Genomic DNA, 17,651 nt, shown 5'->3' with positions numbered 1-17,651 from the left:
TTCTTTTGTTCTTAAAAATTACCTCAATCCTTTTAAAATCTCGGCAGACTCAGTTGATTTTGCGTATCTAGCATAATCCAATGCTCTTAGTCCGTGAGCGTTTTCTATTGAAGGTTTAGCTCCACTTGCCAACAAAATTTTTACAATTTCAACGTGGTTATAACGAGCGGCGAGCATCAAAGGCGTCATATTGCGCACAATTTTATTTACATCTGCGCCGTATTCAATGCTTTTCTTTACAGTTTCAAGATCTCCGTTGCATACTGCCAAATGTAAAGGCGATGATAAATCAAAAGGAATTTCAATTTGATTTTTATTTTTTAACTTCAAGTTAGAAGCTGTTGCAAAATTTGCAAATAAGGCCAAAGCCGTTCCTAAAACGATTACTGTTTTTTTCATGATTGATTGCTTGTTTAATGATTAATGATTGTGATGATTACTTATTAGACGCACATTAGGTATAAAACGTTGCATCGAGAATGAAAAAAATGCAAATTTTATTTTAACAATAAAAAAAGTGCGGTCAAACTAATTGAATCGCGCCTTTTCATAAATTTCAATTTTTGAATTTCTATAAAAAAAATGCCTCACTTGTACAGTAAGGCATTTTATAAACGTTAAAGCTTAAATGTTCATTTAAGCACGAAATTATTATTTTGAAGAAAGGTAATCTAATACGTTTTTTTCAATACGCTGGTCAATATTATCAATATCCGCTTTTACAAATTTTTCTCCTAAAATATTCTCGTATAATTCGATATATCTTTCAGAAACTGACTCGATATATTCATCTGTCATATTTGGAATCTGTTGCCCTTCTTTACCTTGAAAACCATTTTCAATTAACCAGCGGCGAACAAATTCTTTAGATAATTGTTTTTGCTCTTCACCTTTTTCTTGTCTTTCAGCATATCCATCAGCGTAGAAATAACGAGAAGAATCTGGTGTGTGAATTTCGTCAATTAAAACAATAACACCATCTTTTGTTTTTCCGAACTCATATTTGGTGTCTACTAAAATCAATCCACGTTTAGCAGCGATTTCAGTTCCTCTTTGAAATAAAGCTCTCGTATATTTTTCTAAAACTAAATAATCTTCTTCTGAAACAATTCCTTTTGCCAAAATATCCGCGCGAGAAATATCTTCATCATGAGAACCGTTATCTGCCTTTGTAGTTGGTGTAATAATTGGCTCTGGAAATTTATCGTTTTCTTTTAAACCTTCAGCCATAGTAACACCACAGATTTGTTTTCTTCCAGCCGCATATTCACGAGCCGCATGTCCTGACAAATAACCACGGATAACCATTTCTACTTTAAAAGGTTCGCATAAATGTCCAACAGCAACATTTGGATCTGGAGTAGCAATCAGCCAGTTTGGAACAATATCTTCTGTCAATTCCATAAACTTTGTTGCAATCTGATTCAAGATTTGTCCTTTGTATGGAATTCCTTTTGGCAAAACTACATCAAAAGCCGAAAGTCTATCGGTAGCTACCATTACTAAAAGTTCGTCGTTAATATTGTAAACTTCTCTAACTTTTCCGCGGTAAACTGATTTCTGGTTCGGGAAATTAAAATTTGTAGTTGTAATTGTATTACTCATTATCTTTAGTTGTGTTGTTTTTTATGAATGCAAATTTAAAACTATTTCACATAGTTACACAATGAAATTTCAGATAAGAAAATAAAAAATCCCTAAATAAGTAGTTCATTTAGGGATTTTCCTTTCTAATATCTTCTAAAATTAACTTGTTGCAAATTCTTTATCTAAAATTTTAGATGCAATATATCTAGCAACGCCATCCTCGGCATTTGTTTTAATTACTTCTAAATCTGGCAGAGTTTCTTTCAAAATTGATGGAGCATTTCCCATAATCAATCCTTTTCCAGATGAAGACAGCATTTGCACATCATTAAATCCGTCTCCAAAAGAAACCGCTTCAGACAATGTAAATCCTTCTCTTTCCAATACCTGCTCAATTGCAACTGCTTTATCTATAGATTTGTCCATAAATTCTAAACAAGTCGGCAAACTAAAAGCATGATGCAAATGTTCTGAAGAATTGGCTAAAATGGCATCTTTCAATTTGACTAATTTTTCGTGATCGCTGCAAGAGAAGAAAATTTTAATAGCTCCAAAATCTTCTAAATTCTTATAATCTACCAGTTCTGGACGATATTTTAATTCTGTTTGAAAAGAATTCAGTTTTTCGTTCCATTTATTGGTCTGCCAAACATTTTCTTTGAATAAAACGACCGTGATTTCTGGATCAATTTCAACATTTAATGCGGCCTTAACCACATCACTGTCTAAGTTGAAAGCAAAAAGCTGTTCTTTGTTTGGCGAATGAATTCTGGCTCCATTAGAACTTACCAAATAAACTGGAACTTCCAATTTATCAATAATTGCCATTGCATCTAGATGATGGCGGCCTGTAGCTACCACAATTAGATATCCTCGATTGTGAAGTTCTTGAAAAATTGATTTAGTATAATCTGAAATAGTGTGTTGTGGGTTAAGCAAAGTTCCGTCAAGGTCGCTTACTACAACTTTTATATTTTTAAGTTTTGTCATATTAATATTCTAATATTTAGAATTGCAAATTTACGGCTTTAAGCTTGGTTAGACAAAGATTAGAGGCTTTGAAAACCAAAATTGAGGTAAGTTTATTATTTATTTAACTATTTCGTTAAATATTGCTATACTAATAATTTAAATCTTAACAATTCCTGTTTTATATAAATCAATAGCTTTTCTAATTATTATTTCAATCTGTTTCAAAGGCAAATCTTCATTAACATCAAACAGCATAATTTTCGTTCTAGAGCGATTTTCTTGAATAAGAAAAACTTCGTCAAAATGCTTTCCTTCTACAATTCCCATATAAGGTTCTTTGAGTTTTTTATGAATCCACAAATAACAGAACATTTTTCCTTTATAAGAGAAGAATGGCATTCCATATTTTAGAGTATTGGTTATCTCCTGATCTTGTTTTAGAATGATTTCTTTAATGCCAGAAATATCCCTTTTATAGGTTCTTCTTGGTTTAGGTAAAAATCATCTAGTTGTTTCATTTTTTTAATTGAATTTAATATTCAAACCCATTTTTCCAATCAACAATTTCTTTTGGATGATTATAATCATTTGGATAATTGCCTTTGATAAATTCAAACTGATTTTTTGTCAATAATACAATTTTTCCGTCATTGCCTGAGCTAATCGGATAAAACTGTTCATTACTGTCTTGCATTTTAAGCTGATCATTTAACATTTCAATGAAATTCAAATATGCTATTGTCCAATCGTAATTTCCAAAATCATTATCGAAAGCAACATATTCTTTTCCGTTTAGTTTTATCTTATGAAGTAAATGTTTATCAGTTTGAGATTCAAATTCTTCAGATATTACAAGTTTTAGATTTAACTTATCAAATAAAACTTTAAAGATTTCTAAATATTGAATTAATCCTCCTCCTTCAAACAATGTTTCAGAATCAATAAAATAAAATCTATTATCTGTAAAACTTAAATCTTCTCTCATTTGACCTTCAAAGAAATTCAATTGATCATAAGACTTTTCAAATTCATATCTTGTAATTTGCAAATCATTTTTATCGGTTAAATTGAAAAAATTCAATCTGTTTAATTCTTGAACAATTTCCTTTCCACTTAATTTATTTATTTTTCTTTCTGTTTTATTTTCTTCTCTTTTTTGGGCATAAAACTTAACTGCAAAAAAAAGTAAACCAACAATCAAAATAATTTTACTTTCCATTCTTTTTCAATGATAATAAAAAAATATTCGTTTTGCACTTTTCAAAAGAAAATATACAAAACGAATATTAATAAATGTTAAAACACAATTCACGATTTACATTTAACATTTTACTAAAATTTATAATTAATCGTGGTTTTCTATTTGCTTATAAGCATCAATTACCTTTTTAACCAATCTGTGGCGAACGATATCTTTATCATCTAAATAAATAATTCCGATGCCTTCAATGTCTTTTAGAACCAAAAGTGCTTCTTTAAGACCAGAAATTGTTCTTCTCGGCAAATCGACTTGACCTGGATCACCAGTTATCATGAATTTGGCATTTTTCCCCATACGGGTCAAAAACATTTTCATTTGTGAATGTGTGGTATTCTGAGCCTCGTCAAGAATTACAAAAGCATTGTCAAGAGTTCGTCCGCGCATGAAAGCTAGAGGTGCAATCTGGATAATTCCTTTCAGAATATAATCTTCCAATTTTTCGTTTGGAATCATATCTCGCAATGCATCATAAAGCGGTTGCATGTAAGGATCAAGTTTTTCCTTCATATCTCCAGGCAAGAAACCTAGATTTTCACCCGCTTCTACCGCTGGACGCGTCAGAATAATTCTTTTTACTTCTTTGTCCTTCAGCATTTTTACCGCCATAGCGACTCCTGTGTATGTTTTACCAGTTCCAGCGGGACCTACTGCAAAAACCATATCGTTCTTTTTAACGGTATCAACCAGCAATTGCTGATTTGGGGTCATTGCTTTTACAATTTTACCGCCAACACCGTGAACTAAGATTTTATCATGATCGTAAGCTCTCTTTTCATCCTGACCATCACTCATTATCACACGCTCAATTACGTTATCATCAATATTGTTGTAACGTGTAAAGTGAAGCATTAATCTTTGAAATCTTTTTTCGAATTCGTCTAAAACTTCTTTTTCGCCAAATGCTTTTAAAGTTGTCCCTCGTGCTACGATTTTAAGCTTTGGGTAATACTTTTTAATAATTTCTAAATGGCTATCCTGTGCGCCCCAAAATTCTTTTGGTGCAATATCTACTAGCTCGATTATTCTTTCGTTCAAATGAAGTTGTTTTAAATTAAAATAATTCCTTTTAATATTTAGTGGCTGTCGGGTCTTTTTTTAGTCACAGTATCCGGTCGCAGTTTTCAGCTTTTCGTTTCTTGAACCTAAATCTGTGTTTCTGAATATTGTAACAGACAAAAACTTTTAAAAAACACAAATTGTCTTTACTTTCTTTCAATTTGTGTTTACTATTATTAGCTTTGCATTTCTCAAATTTAATGAAAATTAGATTTAAATACTATCAATAGTTATAAACAAAAATATGTCAATAATTACCCTTACTACAGACTACGGCTTGAAAGATCACTTTGTGGGGTCGCTGAAGGGTAAAATACTTTCTGAAAACCCAGAGGTTCAAATCATTGACATTTCTCACGACATTGATCCCTTTAATACGGCCGAAGCAAGTTATATTATTGGAGCATCTTATTTGAGTTTCCCAAAAGGAACTGTGCACTTAATTGGTGTCGATATCGAGCGCAATAAAGAAAACCAGCATATCGCTATGCAATGGAACGATCATTACTTTATTTGTGCCGATAACGGTATCTTAAGCATGCTTACGCAGAAAATTGTTCCGCAAAAAATTGTGGCAATTAATATTCACGATCGTTTCCCCATTGAAGCGACAGATTTGGATATCTTTATTCAGGTTGCTTCTCACTTATCTAGAGGTGGTTTATTGAATGTTATCGGAAAAGAAATTTCGTCTATTAAAGAAGCTACCGAATTGCAGGCTCTTGTTGCAGATGACGGAAATTCTATAAAAGGAAACATCATATATATTGATCATTTTGGAAACGTTGTAACCAATATTTCTAAAAAACAATTCTTAGAAGTTTCGCGCGGACGTCCTTACGAAATTGTGATGAAACCAAAGAGCATCAAAACAATTCTGCCAAATTATTCGGCTATTGCCACTTCTGACAAATATCCGATTAAAACCTATGAAGGAGAAAAACTAGCTATTTTTAATGAAGCTGGATTTCTAGAAATTGCTATTTTCAGAAGCAATCCTTCTAAAGTGGGTTCTGCAAATAGTTTGTTGGGATTGAATTATCGTGATGTGATTACGATTAAGTTTTCTTAGAAAAATTTTAGATTTTAGATTTTTTAGCTCGCAGATTTCGCTGATTGAGCAGATTTTTTATTGTTTTTGATCATGAATATAGCCCGTGGTTGAAACCACGGGAACATAACGCATATCACTCAACGTTTCCCGTGGTTGAAACCACGGGCTATGTTTAAAAATACTGTGAAAATAGAATTTAAAAATCGACATTTATAATATTTCATTTTTTGTTTAAAACAATAATCTATTTTGGTATTTTTGCGCACCTGTAAGATTTTAGACAATTCAAAATCTAAAATCAACAGTCTAAAATCTAAAATAATAAGATGTTTGTTCGAATAGTAAAAATGAGTTTTCACGAAGAAAAAATTCCTGATTTTCTGGAGAATTTTGAATCGGTGAAAGAAAAAATACGAAATGTAGAAGGGAATCGTTTTTTAGAATTGTATCAGGACAAAAATGATAAATGCATCTTTTTCACTTACAGTTACTGGGAAACGGAGCAAGATTTAGAAAATTACAGAAAATCCGAACTTTTTAATACGGTTTGGGATTTTACAAAAAAACTATTCAATGCTAAACCAGAAGCATGGAGCGTTGATAAATTGGTTAGCTTAAATTAGTTTTCAGTCACAGTCGCAGTTTGCAGCGTGGCCAGAATAAACCAACCGCTAAACAAAAAACGATTACACGATTAAACAAATAAACGAATAAACCTTATACATGAAATCAATCATTTTAAGAGAAATAAAATCCTTTTTTGGCTCTCCAATTGGCTATTTGGTCATAGCTGTTTTTTTAATCAGCAACGGACTATTTTTATGGGTGTTCGAAGGAGATTATAACATTCTAAATACAGGTTACGCCGATTTAACTCCATTTTTCACATTGGCGCCATGGATTCTGATTTTCTTAATTCCAGCTGTTACCATGAGAAGTTTCTCTGATGAAAAAAAACAAGGAACTTTAGAATTGCTTCTAACAAAACCGTTATCAATCTGGGAAATTGTAAACGGTAAATTCTTTGGTTCATTTTTGCTGATTATTTTAGCCATTATCCCAACCTTAATTTATGTAAAAGTAATTTCAGATTTAGGTTCTCCAGAAGGCAATATCGATATGGGAAGCACAATTGGCTCTTACTTCGGATTATTATTTTTAATTGCCTCTTATTCAGCAATCGGAATCTTTACTTCTACCCTTTCAGAAAATCAGATTGTAGCTTTTATTGTAGCCGTTTTTCTTTGCTTTTTCTTTTATTTTGGCTTTGAAGGTCTGAGTTCACTAATTCCAGGTTCAAACAATTTCATTTCGGTTTTAGGAATGCAAAATCATTTTAAAAGTATGAGTCGTGGTGTAATTGATACTCGCGACATTATTTACTTTTTAAGCATTGCCATTGCTTTTTTGTCTTTTACTGTTTACCAATTAAAATCTTATAAAGCCTAATGAAACCATCTATAAAGCAAAATTTAAAAACGTTAGGTATTACTATTTTCATTTTAGTAGTTTTAAATGTACTTGGAACTCTATTTTTCCATCGTTTTGATTTAACCAAAGATAAACGTTATACATTATCTCCAACTTCGTTGGGCATTATAAAACAAGTTCAAAATCCGCTTTCTATAAAGATTTATATGGCCGGAGATCTCCCAGCCGATTTTAGACGTTTACAGCAGGAAACCAAACAATTATTAGAAGAATTTCAGGCCTATAACAACAATATTGTTTTCGAATTTGTTGATCCTTTAGAAAATGAAGATGAAAGCGAAGAACTAACAAAATCACTTTTTCAAAAAGGATTAACTCCTGTAAACATTACAGTTGATGATAAAGGAAAACAATCTCAAGCTATGGTTTTCCCATGGGCTGTTGCAGTTTACAATAACAAAGAAGTTAATATTCCATTATTAAAAAACATAATGGGAGCTTCTACTACGCAAAAAGTAATTGGATCTATTCAGCATTTAGAATATTCAATCGCTGATGCCATTAATAAAGTGACTAAAAATAAACAGAAAAAAGTTGCCATCATAAAAGGAAATGGCGAATTAAACGAAATTCATATCGCCAAAATGCTGATGCAGATTCGTGAGAGTTATTTTATCGGACCTTTTACTTTAGATTCTGTTGCAAAAGATCCAAACGGAACTTTAAATGCATTGAAAAAATATGATTTAGCCATTATTTCTAAACCAACAGAAAAATTCTCCGATGAAGAAAAAGAAGTTCTGGATCAGTTTATTATGAATGGCGGAAAAACCATTTGGCTGATTGATCAAGTTGCGGCTGATATGGACAGTTTATACAACGATGCAGGAGCAACTTTAGCTTATCCAAGAGATTTGAATCTAAACGACATGTTCTTCAAATATGGATTCAGAATTAATCCCGATTTGATAAAAGATGAATATGGAAGTCCAATAAAATTGGCAACCGGCGAACAAGGGAGCGCAACGCAATATCAAGATTTTATTTGGAAATTTGCTCCACAGGTTTATCCAAAGAGCCAGCATCCTATTGTTAAAAATCTTGGCGGAATTAAGTTTGATTTTGCCAACCCAATTGATACGTTGAAAAACGGAATCAAAAAAACAGTTTTATTGCAGTCTTCTCAATATTCCAAAACTATCGGAACACCAGCAGAAATCAATCTGAATATGGTTACTGAAAAATCAACTCCGCAAGATTATTTGAATAAAGGAAACCAAAATCTTGCCGTTTTGTTAGAAGGCTCTTTCCATTCTGCTTTTGAAAACCGAGTTTTGCCTTTCAAAGACAATTCGTTTACAGCAAAAGGAAAACCGAACAAAATGATTGTTATTGCTGACGGAGACATTGCAAAAAACCAATTGGACAAAAACATGATGCCAGTCGAACTAGGTTACGACCAAAGAACTGGAAATTTATACGACAATAAAGACTTTATCATGAATTGCATCAATTATCTTCTTGATGATACAGGACTTATTAACATTAGAAGCAAAGATGTAGAACTACCATTATTAGACAAAGAAAAAGTTTACGAGAGCTATACTCAGACTCAATTCATAACTATCGGAGTACCAATTCTAATTTTAACCGTTTTTGGACTTGTATTTACTTTTGTAAGAAAAAGAAAATACAGCAAATAGATGTTAATAAAAAAATGTAATACTTTGGATAGTTTAAGATATATTTGTAATCCGTATATTTAGCCCTTTATTTGCTAAAGCATCCATCAAAAAATAAAATAAAACAGATGAAATTTATAGTATCGAGTTCGTACTTATTAAAACAATTACAAGTTTTAGGTAGTGTAATCAATAGTAATAATACGTTGCCTATTTTAGACAACTTCTTATTTGAACTAAACAATAATGAGTTGACCGTTTCGGCTTCAGATCTTGAAACGACAATGTCGGCTACATTATCGATCGATTCTACAAGTAAAGGAAGTGTAGCGGTTCCAGCTAAGCTTTTACTTGAAATTTTAAAAACTTTCCCAGAGCAGCCATTAACTTTTACTGTTGAAGACAACAATACAGTAGAAATTAGCTCAAATTCAGGTAAATATGCACTGGCTTACGCAGCTGGAGAAGAATTTCCTAAAGCAGTAAGTCTTGAAGATCCATCTGTAACGCTTGTTCCTGCAGAAGTTTTGGCAACTGCGGTAAGCAAAACCATTTTTGCTGCTGGAAACGATGATTTACGTCCTGTAATGTCTGGAGTTTTCTTCCAGTTCTCGCCAGAGGGATTAATTTTCGTAGCTACAGATGCTCATAAATTGGTAAAATATGCACGCACAGATGTAAAAGCATCTCAAGTTGCAGATTTTATTATGCCTAAAAAACCTTTAAATATTTTGAAAAGTATTTTAGGAACTTCTGATGCTGAAGTGAAAATTGAATACAACGATTCAAATGCGACTTTCTCATTTGACAACTATATCTTAATGTGTCGTTTAATTGATGGAAAATACCCGAACTACGAAGCGGTAATTCCTAAAGAAAATCCAAACAAATTAATGATTGACCGTTCTTTATTCTTAAGTTCAGTTAAACGTGTTGCGATTTTCTCTAACAAAACTACACACCAAATTCGTTTAAAAATTGCAGGAGCAGAATTAAACGTATCTGCAGAAGACATCGATTACTCAAACAAAGCAGAAGAAAGATTGACTTGTGATTATCAAGGAGATGATTTACAAATTGGCTTCAACTCTCGTTTCTTAACAGAGATGCTGACTAACCTTCAATCTGACATGATTATGCTTGAAATGTCATTACCAAATCGAGCTGGTATTTTAACTCCAGTTGATGGTTTAGAAGAAGGAGAAACAGTTACTATGCTTGTAATGCCTGTAATGTTAAATAGTTAACATTAAAGTTTCTTTCTGTTACAGGGATATTTTTTAGTTTTAAATAAAAGATATATCATTGTAAAAAAAAAAGATATCGCTATTAACCAACCATTTTTTATACCTAGAAACCGCAATTCCTATAAAGAGTTGCGGTTTTTTATTGGAGTTGATTTTGTTTCAAGTTTCAAGTCCCTATGCTTTCTGTTTATTTTTAACCGAAAAGTTCGCAAAGGCTTACGCAAAGTTCGCAAGGTTTTTTCCTCAAAGCTTTGCGAACTTTGCGTTTTCTATAGATTTTGCATATCAAAAAACCTTGCGTGCCTTGCGGTAAGAAAAACACAAAGCATAGCAACTTGAAACTTCAAACCTGAAACCTAAAACAACAATTTTCCCTATCTTTGCAATATGAAAATAGAAATTTGGTCGGACATCATGTGTCCATTTTGTTATATCGGAAAAAGACAATTGGAAACTGCACTTGCAGTATTTCCTAATGACGAATTTGAAATTGAATGGAAAAGCTTTCAGCTAGATCCAACAATTACATCTGAGCCTGATATGGATGTTTATACGTTCTTAGCAGAAAGAAAAGGCATGTCGATTGAACAATCTAAAGAAATGCACAAAGGAGTTGCAGAACGCGCTAAAAGTGTTGGTTTAGATTATAATTTTGATAAAGCTGTTATCTCTAATTCTTTAAACGCCCACAGAATTATTCAATTGGCTAAAACGAAAAATATAGGCGACAGAATGGAAGAGATTTTCTTTAAAGCCTACTTTACTGATGGACGAGATTTAAATGATGGTCCAACTTTAATAGAATTGGGAATTCAAGCTGGTTTGAAAGAAGAAGAAATTAGAGAAGTCCTTGAAAGCGATTCTTTATTTCTAAAAGAAGTTGAGTCGGATATTAGAGAAGCAGGTGAAATTGGCGTGCAAGGAGTTCCATTTTTTGTATTCGATAGAAAATATGCTGTTTCGGGTGCACAACCTGTAGAAACATTTGTAAAAACGATTCAGGAAGTTCTGAAATAAATTATAAATCTTATCTAACCTAAAAGCGTGCTGTTTATATTTAAACAGCACGCTTTTATTATTTAGTCTTTTCAATAAAACTAAAAATTAATGTCCACCTCTACCTTTAGAATCGTTAGATTTTGTGGTGCTTTTTCCTCTAGAACCAGAAGTTGATTTTTGAGCTTTTCCAGAATCTTTCATTCCAGATTTCGAATCTTTTCTTGAAGTTTCCATGATAAATAATTTTTTAAATAATTAATATACACAAATTTGCAAAATGTGTAAGTCCTTATTTTACAGAATTATATTTGATTTTACAAAATGAGAAGCACACTGAAATCCTCTTTAAAATAAATCATATAAAAATTAAATCGAATCTTATAAATTTTTCAAGTTTCTAATTTTCAAATTTGTATATATCGTTTTATTATAACCATTTACTAATTTAAAATAGTAGCCATGAGAACAGATAAAGACAATAGAAAAACTGCAAGATTAAATGATTATAAATGCAGTAAACCAGATCATGTTGATACAGCGCATGAAAATGAAGCAATGGATAATGAATTTACTTCAGGAGAAAATCCTGATACAAATTACAGAAAATATTGCAGTCATTTTGAAGACTCCTATGAAATCATAGAAAGCGGGCTTAATCTAGCTGAAGACAATACTCCTTATCCTACTTATGATGATGCTAATCCTTATAACAGTTATAATTTAGATAACGAAGATGATAAATATAACTGTCCTCCTTACAGAAATTTTGAATATTAAAAATTCTACAAGAAACTATGTCGCCAAAAAATGATCAAGAAGTTATGAATGAATACTTGTCTAATGAGAGAACCTTATTAGCATGGATTCGTACAGGAATTGGGATAATGGTTTTCGGGTTTGTCGCGGTAAAATTTTCATTATTTTTAAAACAGCTTCCAGCAAAATATATAGCTGAAACTGTTCCGCCAAATAGCAATTTCACTATTTATTTAGGAATCGGTTTGTTGATTGCTGGTGCAATGACTATTCTGCTCTCCTATTTGCGTTATGTTCGCACCATCAAATTATTAAAAAAAGGAAAGTATCAATATTCAACCGCAATGCTTACCTTTATAACAATGATGCTTTTTGTACTGAGCATATCACTTATTGCTTATCTAATTATTGCAGCAAGCACATAAAAAAATTATCTAATTGCTAAATTTTCTAATTATCTAATTAAAAAATGAATCCGCCACTATTGCAATTTAACGACAAAGGAATCTACTGCCAGCAGGCCGACGTATATCTTGATCCGTGGCGACCAGTAAAAAATGCTATCATTACCCATGGACATTCTGATCATGCCAGATGGGGGCATCAAAACTATATTACCCATTACTCAAATATTCCAATTATTAAACATCGTTTGGGAGAAATTAATGTTTCAGGAAAGAATTGGAATGAAACTTTTACGATAAATGGAGTGAAATTTTCTTTTCATCCTGCAGGCCATATTATTGGTTCTGCCCAAATAAGGGTTGAATACAAAGGTGAAATTTGGGTTTTTACTGGAGATTACAAAACAGAAGATGACGGAATTTCTGTCCCGTACGAAGTGGTAAAATGCCATTCTTTTATCACTGAATGCACGTTCGGACTTCCCGCTTTTAAATGGGAACCGCAAGCTGATGTCATGACAGAAATAAATAATTGGTGGGCTGAGAATCGCGCAGAAGGAAAAACTTCTGTACTATTTGGATATTCTTTAGGAAAGGCGCAGCGATTACTAAAAAATCTAGACACAAGCATTGGACCAATATACACACATGGCGCTATCGAAAATATGACCAATATTGTGCGTCCGCAAATCGATTTGCCTCCTACGATTAGAGTCACTACTGAAACCAAGAAAGAAGATTTACTCGGCAGCATTGTAATTGCTCCGCCAAGCGCACACGGAAGCACTTGGATTAGAAAAATGACTCCTTTTGTAACTGGAACAGCAAGTGGCTGGATGGCTTTTCGCGGAGCACGACGCAGGCGAGCCGTTGACCGCGGATTTGTTTTAAGCGATCACTGTGATTGGACAGGTTTATTGGAAAGCATAAAAGCAACAGGAGCCGAAAAAGTAATCTGCACTCACGGATATTCAGATATATTTTCGAGATACCTAAGAGAATTAGGTTACGATGCCAGAACAGCACATACACAATACGAAGGAGAAACCAATGATACTGATGAAAGTTAAATTCCAAAATAAGCAAATTCCAAATTCCAAAACCATCAACAAACAACTTTCAACCCTCAACTAAATTTAAAATGAAAAACTTTGCCGAGCTTATAAAAACCTTAGATACTTCTAATAAAACATCGGTAAAAGTTGATGCGTTGACTAATTATTTTTTAAAGGCTAGTGACGAAGACAAAGTCTGGACAATTGCTATTCTTTCGCATCGTCGTCCGCCACGGCCTGTCAATACTACCTTATTGCGTTTATGGGCAAATGAATTGGCCAATATTCCGCTTTGGCTATTTGAAGAAAGTTATCATATTGTGGGCGATTTGGCCGAAACTATTGCATTGGTTATTCCAACTACAAAAGAGCATTCCGATAAAAGTCTGACCGAATTTCTACAGGAAATAATCGCCTTAAAAAAGAAAACTGATTTCGAGAAAAAAGAATATCTGCAAACCAATTGGCTTAATTTAAATTATTACGAAAGATTCGTTTTCACGAAGTTAATAACGGGAAGTTTCAGAATTGGCTTAAGTCAGAAACTGATGACGCGAGCACTTTCTAAAGCTGAAAATATTGATGAAGATACACTAGCTTACAAATTAATGGGCGATTGGAATCCGAATACGATTACGTTTCAGGAATTGATTTTGGATGAAAGAAACAGTGATTATCTATCGAAACCTTATCCGTTTTATTTGGCTTATCCAATTGAAGGCGAACTGGAAAGTTTAGGAAATCCCGAAGATTGGAGCGCCGAACATAAATGGGACGGAATACGATCACAGACTATTATCCGAAACAACGAGATTTACGTTTGGAGCCGTGGGGAAGAATTGGTAACCGATAAATATCCAGAATTTCAATCTTTCATCGGAAATATTCCAGACGGAACCGTTATTGATGGCGAGATTCTTCCATTTATAAACAATCAAATTGGGACATTTAATGATTTGCAAACCCGAATTGGCCGTAAAAATGTATCAGCTTCGGTTTTAAAAAGTACGCATGTTATTATTAAAGCTTATGATTTATTGGAATGGCAGGGAAATGATATTCGGAATCTGCCTTACGAAGAACGTCGTACATTGTTAGAAGGACTATTTACGACTTTAATTGGAAAAGAAATTCCGCTACAACTATCTGAAAGATTTAATTTTTCTATTTGGGAAGACGTCACAGAAGAAAGATTAAAGTCGCGCGAAATGAGAAGCGAAGGTTTGATGCTGAAACGAAAAGATTCTCCATATTTAGTCGGAAGAAAAAAAGGCGATTGGTGGAAATGGAAAATTGAACCTTTAACTATAGACGCCGTCCTCACCTACGCCATGCGCGGACACGGAAGACGATCTAATTTATTTACCGATTATACTTTTGCCCTTTGGCAGGAAAATGAAAATAAAGAACGTGAACTCGTCACTTTCGCAAAAGCGTATTCCGGTTTAACCGATGCCGAATTTAGAATGGTAGACGATTTCATAAAAAAGAATACTTTAGAACGATTTGGTCCAGTAAGAAGCGTTACGCCACAATTGGTTTTTGAAATTGGTTTCGAAGGAATTGCGCTTTCCAAAAGACATAAAAGCGGAGTTGCAACCCGTTTTCCGCGAATTTTAAGATGGAGGCATGATAAAAAAATTGAAGACGCCAATTCGATAGAAGATTTAAAAAACATGATTTCATAATGAACAGAGAGCAGTTATTTACCATAGCCAACAATTGGTTTGAAAGTCAGGGATGGAAACCTTTTCCGTTTCAGACACAGACTTGGACTGCTTTTTTGCAGGGAAAAAATGGTTTGTTAAATGCTCCAACCGGAAGTGGAAAAACGTATGCGCTCTGGCTTCCTATCATTTTAAATTACATCAAAGAAAATCCGAATTATAAAACCAAACATAACTCAGGATTAAAAGCGATTTGGATCACACCTTTACGCTCTTTATCTGTCGAAATAAAACAAGCAGCAGAAAGAGTACTTACAGATTTAGATATTCCAATGACTGTCGGAATTCGTTCAGGAGACACATCTTCTGCCGAACGTGCCAAACAAAAAAACAAAATGCCTGATTTGCTGATTACAACTCCCGAAAGTCTACAATTACTTTTAGCAACGAAAGGTTATGCTAATATTTTTAAAAACTGCAGTTCAATTGTAATTGACGAATGGCACGAATTATTAGGAACAAAAAGGGGCGTCCAAGTGGAATTGGCATTATCGCGGCTAAAAGCAATTTCTAAAAACATTCGCATTTGGGGAATTTCAGCCACAATTGGAAATTTACAGCAAGCGCAAGAAGTTTTACTTGGAGTTGATTCTGAAGCCTACCATAATTCTGTTTTAATTAAAGCCGTCATTAATAAAAAAGTAAAAGTTGTTTCCATTATTCCTGAAAAAATGGATACGTATCCGTGGCGCGGACACATGGGATTACATCTGATTGATGAAGCGGCAAAAATTATAAAAGCCAGCAAAACGACACTTATTTTTACCAATGTTCGTTCAGCTTGCGAAATTTGGTATCAAAGATTATTAGAAAAATATCCCGAATTTGCTGGTGAAATGGCCATGCATCACGGAAGTATTGATCGAGAAACCAGACTTTGGGTAGAAAACGCCATTCGAAATGAAGAATTAAAAGTGGTGGTCTGCACTTCGAGTTTAGATTTGGGAGTTGACTTTGCTCCTGTCGAATCGATTATTCAGGTCGGCGGTCCAAAAGGCGTTGCCCGTTTTATGCAGCGTGCCGGACGAAGCGGGCATCAACCTGGAAAAGAAAGCGTTATTTATTTCCTTGCTACTCATGCCATTGAATTAATAGAAGCCTCTGCCTTGAAAAAAGCGGTTGAAAACAGCGTCATAGAAGATCGTGTTCCCTATTTGAACAGTTGGGATGTTTTGGTGCAATATTTAAACACGCTCGCAGTTTCTGACGGATTTTATCCCAATCAAATTTTAAAAGAAATTCAAGGAACTTTTAGCTATCAAACTATAAGCAACGAAAATTGGAACTGGATTTTAAATTTTATTACCCAAGGAAGCCAAAGCCTTCACGCCTATGACGAATTTAAAAAAGTTGAAATTGACGAAAATGGCTGTTATAAAATAAATAGCAGAATGATTGCCATGCATCACAGAATGCAAATTGGAACTATTGTTGGCGATGCTGTGATGAATGTCAAATATGTCAGTGGTGGTTATATCGGTACAATTGAAGAATGGTTTATATCGAAACTAAAACCTGGAGATACTTTTATTTTTGCTGGAAAAAAACTGGAATTGTTCAAAATCAGAAATATGCAGGTTTTGGTAAAAAAAGCGAGTCCGAAAAAAGAATCTAAAATTGCGAGCTGGATGGGCGGCCGATTGGCGTTGTCTTCGCAGATGAGCGAATTGCTTCGAAAAGAATTATATCGAGCTAATACTGAAAATCTTTCGCCAGAATTAAAAGCTTTACAGCCTTTATTCACAAGACAGCGAAAAGAATCTATTGTGCCAAGTCCAGATGAATTCTTAATTGAAACTTTTAAAACCCGAGAAGGATTTCATGCTATTTTTTATCCTTTTGAAGGGCGATTTGTGCATGAAGCTTTAGCCAGTTTATTGGCATTTAGAATTAGTTTATTGCAATCGATCACTTTTTCTTTGGCGTATAATGACTACGGATTTGAATTGCTTTCGGATCAGGAAATTGATATTGAAGCAGTTTTAGACAATAATCTATTTTCAACCGAATATGTTCATCATGATTTGCAGAAAAGCTTGAATTCAACCGAAATGGCTCGAAGAAAGTTTAGAGATATAGCGGTAATTTCAGGATTAGTTTTTACGGGTTTTCCAGGAAAAATGGTTAAGACCAAACATTTGCAAAGCGGGTCGCAATTGCTTTTCGAAGTCTTCAGAGATTTTGAACCCGATAATTTATTATTGCATCAAGCTTATCGCGAAACCTTTGAACATCAATTAGAAGAAGGACGTTTGATTTTAGCATTAGAAAGAATTGCCAATCAGAAAATCATCTGGAAACAATGCTTAAAGCCAACTCCTTTTAGTTTTCCAATTATTACAGATCGATTGAGAGAAAAACTTTCGAGTGAAACTCTCGCAGAAAGAATTCAAAAAATGACCGCTTCCTATATGAAATAA

General features: G+C 33.5%; 18 protein-coding genes. 11 read left to right on the top strand and 7 right to left on the bottom strand.

The window, feature by feature from the left end:
- Nucleotides 1–18: 18 nt before the first annotated feature.
- The 6 genes from BLP44_RS15870 to BLP44_RS15845 form a co-directional block, all read right to left on the bottom strand.
- The gene (locus tag BLP44_RS15870) at nt 19–399 is read right to left on the bottom strand and encodes an ankyrin repeat domain-containing protein (RefSeq protein WP_091134408.1); all 381 of its coding nucleotides are present in this window, start codon (nt 397–399) and stop codon (nt 19–21) included.
- Nucleotides 400–651: 252 nt separating this feature from the next.
- A complete protein-coding gene (locus BLP44_RS15865; RefSeq protein ID WP_091134406.1) occupies nt 652–1,605 on the bottom strand; it encodes a phosphoribosylaminoimidazolesuccinocarboxamide synthase in 954 nt (317 codons plus the stop codon).
- A 141-nt stretch (nt 1,606–1,746) separates the two neighbouring features.
- On the bottom strand, nt 1,747–2,577 hold the full coding sequence (locus tag BLP44_RS15860) for a Cof-type HAD-IIB family hydrolase (RefSeq protein ID WP_066034542.1): 831 nt from the start codon (nt 2,575–2,577) through the stop codon (nt 1,747–1,749).
- Nucleotides 2,578–2,715: 138 nt separating this feature from the next.
- Nucleotides 2,716–2,982, bottom strand: a complete 267-nt coding sequence (locus tag BLP44_RS15855; protein ID WP_394363687.1) for a DUF1801 domain-containing protein — start codon at nt 2,980–2,982, stop codon at nt 2,716–2,718.
- 109 nt (nt 2,983–3,091) lie between these two features.
- Nucleotides 3,092–3,778 carry a hypothetical protein gene (locus tag BLP44_RS15850; protein WP_091134403.1) on the bottom strand — a complete coding sequence of 229 codons (687 nt, stop codon included), beginning with the start codon at nt 3,776–3,778 and terminating at the stop codon, nt 3,092–3,094.
- A gap of 126 nt (nt 3,779–3,904) precedes the next feature.
- Entirely contained in the window at nt 3,905–4,855 is a 951-nt protein-coding gene (locus tag BLP44_RS15845; protein ID WP_008469028.1) for a PhoH family protein, read from the bottom strand.
- 265 nt (nt 4,856–5,120) lie between these two features.
- On the opposite strand from BLP44_RS15845, the gene BLP44_RS15840 reads away from it, so the two are divergent.
- From BLP44_RS15840 to BLP44_RS15815, 6 genes are all read left to right on the top strand, one after another.
- Entirely contained in the window at nt 5,121–5,948 is an 828-nt protein-coding gene (locus tag BLP44_RS15840) for an SAM hydrolase/SAM-dependent halogenase family protein (RefSeq protein ID WP_066034541.1), read from the top strand.
- 308 nt (nt 5,949–6,256) lie between these two features.
- Entirely contained in the window at nt 6,257–6,553 is a 297-nt protein-coding gene (locus BLP44_RS15835) for a putative quinol monooxygenase (RefSeq protein ID WP_091134402.1), read from the top strand.
- Nucleotides 6,554–6,653: 100 nt separating this feature from the next.
- A complete protein-coding gene (gene gldF, locus BLP44_RS15830; RefSeq protein WP_091134400.1) occupies nt 6,654–7,379 on the top strand; it encodes a gliding motility-associated ABC transporter permease subunit GldF in 726 nt (241 codons plus the stop codon).
- Nucleotides 7,379–9,064: a gliding motility-associated ABC transporter substrate-binding protein GldG gene (gene gldG / locus BLP44_RS15825; protein WP_091134398.1), complete on the top strand. Its 1,686-nt coding sequence runs from the start codon at nt 7,379–7,381 to the stop codon at nt 9,062–9,064. The genes gldF and gldG overlap by 1 nt, the downstream gene beginning before the upstream one ends.
- Nucleotides 9,065–9,171: 107 nt before the next feature.
- Nucleotides 9,172–10,290 (top strand): DNA polymerase III subunit beta, encoded by a 1,119-nt coding sequence (gene dnaN, locus BLP44_RS15820; RefSeq protein WP_008469033.1) that lies wholly within the window; start codon nt 9,172–9,174, stop codon nt 10,288–10,290.
- Nucleotides 10,291–10,677: 387 nt separating this feature from the next.
- Complete coding sequence (locus BLP44_RS15815) at nt 10,678–11,307, top strand: DsbA family oxidoreductase (protein ID WP_091134396.1); 630 nt, start codon at nt 10,678–10,680, stop codon at nt 11,305–11,307.
- A gap of 87 nt (nt 11,308–11,394) precedes the next feature.
- Here the strand turns inward: BLP44_RS15815 and BLP44_RS23230 are convergent, their stop codons facing one another.
- A complete protein-coding gene (locus tag BLP44_RS23230; RefSeq protein WP_257784745.1) occupies nt 11,395–11,523 on the bottom strand; it encodes a hypothetical protein in 129 nt (42 codons plus the stop codon).
- Between the two features lie 225 nt (nt 11,524–11,748).
- On the opposite strand from BLP44_RS23230, the gene BLP44_RS15810 reads away from it, so the two are divergent.
- The 5 genes from BLP44_RS15810 to BLP44_RS15790 all read left to right on the top strand — a co-directional run bounded on the left by BLP44_RS15810 (nt 11,749) and on the right by BLP44_RS15790 (nt 17,651).
- Entirely contained in the window at nt 11,749–12,066 is a 318-nt protein-coding gene (locus tag BLP44_RS15810) for a hypothetical protein (protein ID WP_091134394.1), read from the top strand.
- Between the two features lie 17 nt (nt 12,067–12,083).
- The gene (locus BLP44_RS15805) at nt 12,084–12,470 is read left to right on the top strand and encodes a YidH family protein (protein WP_008469038.1); all 387 of its coding nucleotides are present in this window, start codon (nt 12,084–12,086) and stop codon (nt 12,468–12,470) included.
- 44 nt (nt 12,471–12,514) lie between these two features.
- Nucleotides 12,515–13,519 carry a ligase-associated DNA damage response exonuclease gene (locus tag BLP44_RS15800; RefSeq protein WP_091134392.1) on the top strand — a complete coding sequence of 335 codons (1,005 nt, stop codon included), beginning with the start codon at nt 12,515–12,517 and terminating at the stop codon, nt 13,517–13,519.
- 71 nt (nt 13,520–13,590) lie between these two features.
- The gene (locus BLP44_RS15795) at nt 13,591–15,192 is read left to right on the top strand and encodes an ATP-dependent DNA ligase (protein WP_091134390.1); all 1,602 of its coding nucleotides are present in this window, start codon (nt 13,591–13,593) and stop codon (nt 15,190–15,192) included.
- Nucleotides 15,192–17,651, top strand: a complete 2,460-nt coding sequence (locus tag BLP44_RS15790) for a ligase-associated DNA damage response DEXH box helicase (protein ID WP_091134388.1) — start codon at nt 15,192–15,194, stop codon at nt 17,649–17,651. Before BLP44_RS15795 ends, BLP44_RS15790 begins: the two co-directional genes overlap by 1 nt.

This window comes from Flavobacterium anhuiense (assembly GCF_900101855.1).
GTDB lineage: Bacteria > Bacteroidota > Bacteroidia > Flavobacteriales > Flavobacteriaceae > Flavobacterium > Flavobacterium anhuiense.
The sequence above is the reverse complement of the archived record's forward strand: the minus strand, read 5'-3'. Positions and strand labels throughout refer to the sequence as shown.

What these genes read in the sequence shown, in the direction of transcription:
- BLP44_RS15870 (WP_091134408.1), bottom strand. Translation starts at nt 399, where the DNA reads ATGAAAAAAACAGTAATCGTTTTAGGAACGGCTTTGGCCTTATTTGCA.
- BLP44_RS15865 (WP_091134406.1), bottom strand. Translation starts at nt 1,605, where the DNA reads ATGAGTAATACAATTACAACTACAAATTTTAATTTCCCGAACCAGAAA.
- BLP44_RS15860 (WP_066034542.1), bottom strand. Translation starts at nt 2,577, where the DNA reads ATGACAAAACTTAAAAATATAAAAGTTGTAGTAAGCGACCTTGACGGA.
- BLP44_RS15850 (WP_091134403.1), bottom strand. Translation starts at nt 3,778, where the DNA reads ATGGAAAGTAAAATTATTTTGATTGTTGGTTTACTTTTTTTTGCAGTT.
- BLP44_RS15840 (WP_066034541.1), top strand. Translation starts at nt 5,121, where the DNA reads ATGTCAATAATTACCCTTACTACAGACTACGGCTTGAAAGATCACTTT.
- BLP44_RS15835 (WP_091134402.1), top strand. Translation starts at nt 6,257, where the DNA reads ATGTTTGTTCGAATAGTAAAAATGAGTTTTCACGAAGAAAAAATTCCT.
- gldF (WP_091134400.1), top strand. Translation starts at nt 6,654, where the DNA reads ATGAAATCAATCATTTTAAGAGAAATAAAATCCTTTTTTGGCTCTCCA.
- gldG (WP_091134398.1), top strand. Translation starts at nt 7,379, where the DNA reads ATGAAACCATCTATAAAGCAAAATTTAAAAACGTTAGGTATTACTATT.
- dnaN (WP_008469033.1), top strand. Translation starts at nt 9,172, where the DNA reads ATGAAATTTATAGTATCGAGTTCGTACTTATTAAAACAATTACAAGTT.
- BLP44_RS15815 (WP_091134396.1), top strand. Translation starts at nt 10,678, where the DNA reads ATGAAAATAGAAATTTGGTCGGACATCATGTGTCCATTTTGTTATATC.
- BLP44_RS23230 (WP_257784745.1), bottom strand. Translation starts at nt 11,523, where the DNA reads ATGGAAACTTCAAGAAAAGATTCGAAATCTGGAATGAAAGATTCTGGA.
- BLP44_RS15810 (WP_091134394.1), top strand. Translation starts at nt 11,749, where the DNA reads ATGAGAACAGATAAAGACAATAGAAAAACTGCAAGATTAAATGATTAT.
- BLP44_RS15805 (WP_008469038.1), top strand. Translation starts at nt 12,084, where the DNA reads ATGTCGCCAAAAAATGATCAAGAAGTTATGAATGAATACTTGTCTAAT.
- BLP44_RS15800 (WP_091134392.1), top strand. Translation starts at nt 12,515, where the DNA reads ATGAATCCGCCACTATTGCAATTTAACGACAAAGGAATCTACTGCCAG.
- BLP44_RS15795 (WP_091134390.1), top strand. Translation starts at nt 13,591, where the DNA reads ATGAAAAACTTTGCCGAGCTTATAAAAACCTTAGATACTTCTAATAAA.
- BLP44_RS15790 (WP_091134388.1), top strand. Translation starts at nt 15,192, where the DNA reads ATGAACAGAGAGCAGTTATTTACCATAGCCAACAATTGGTTTGAAAGT.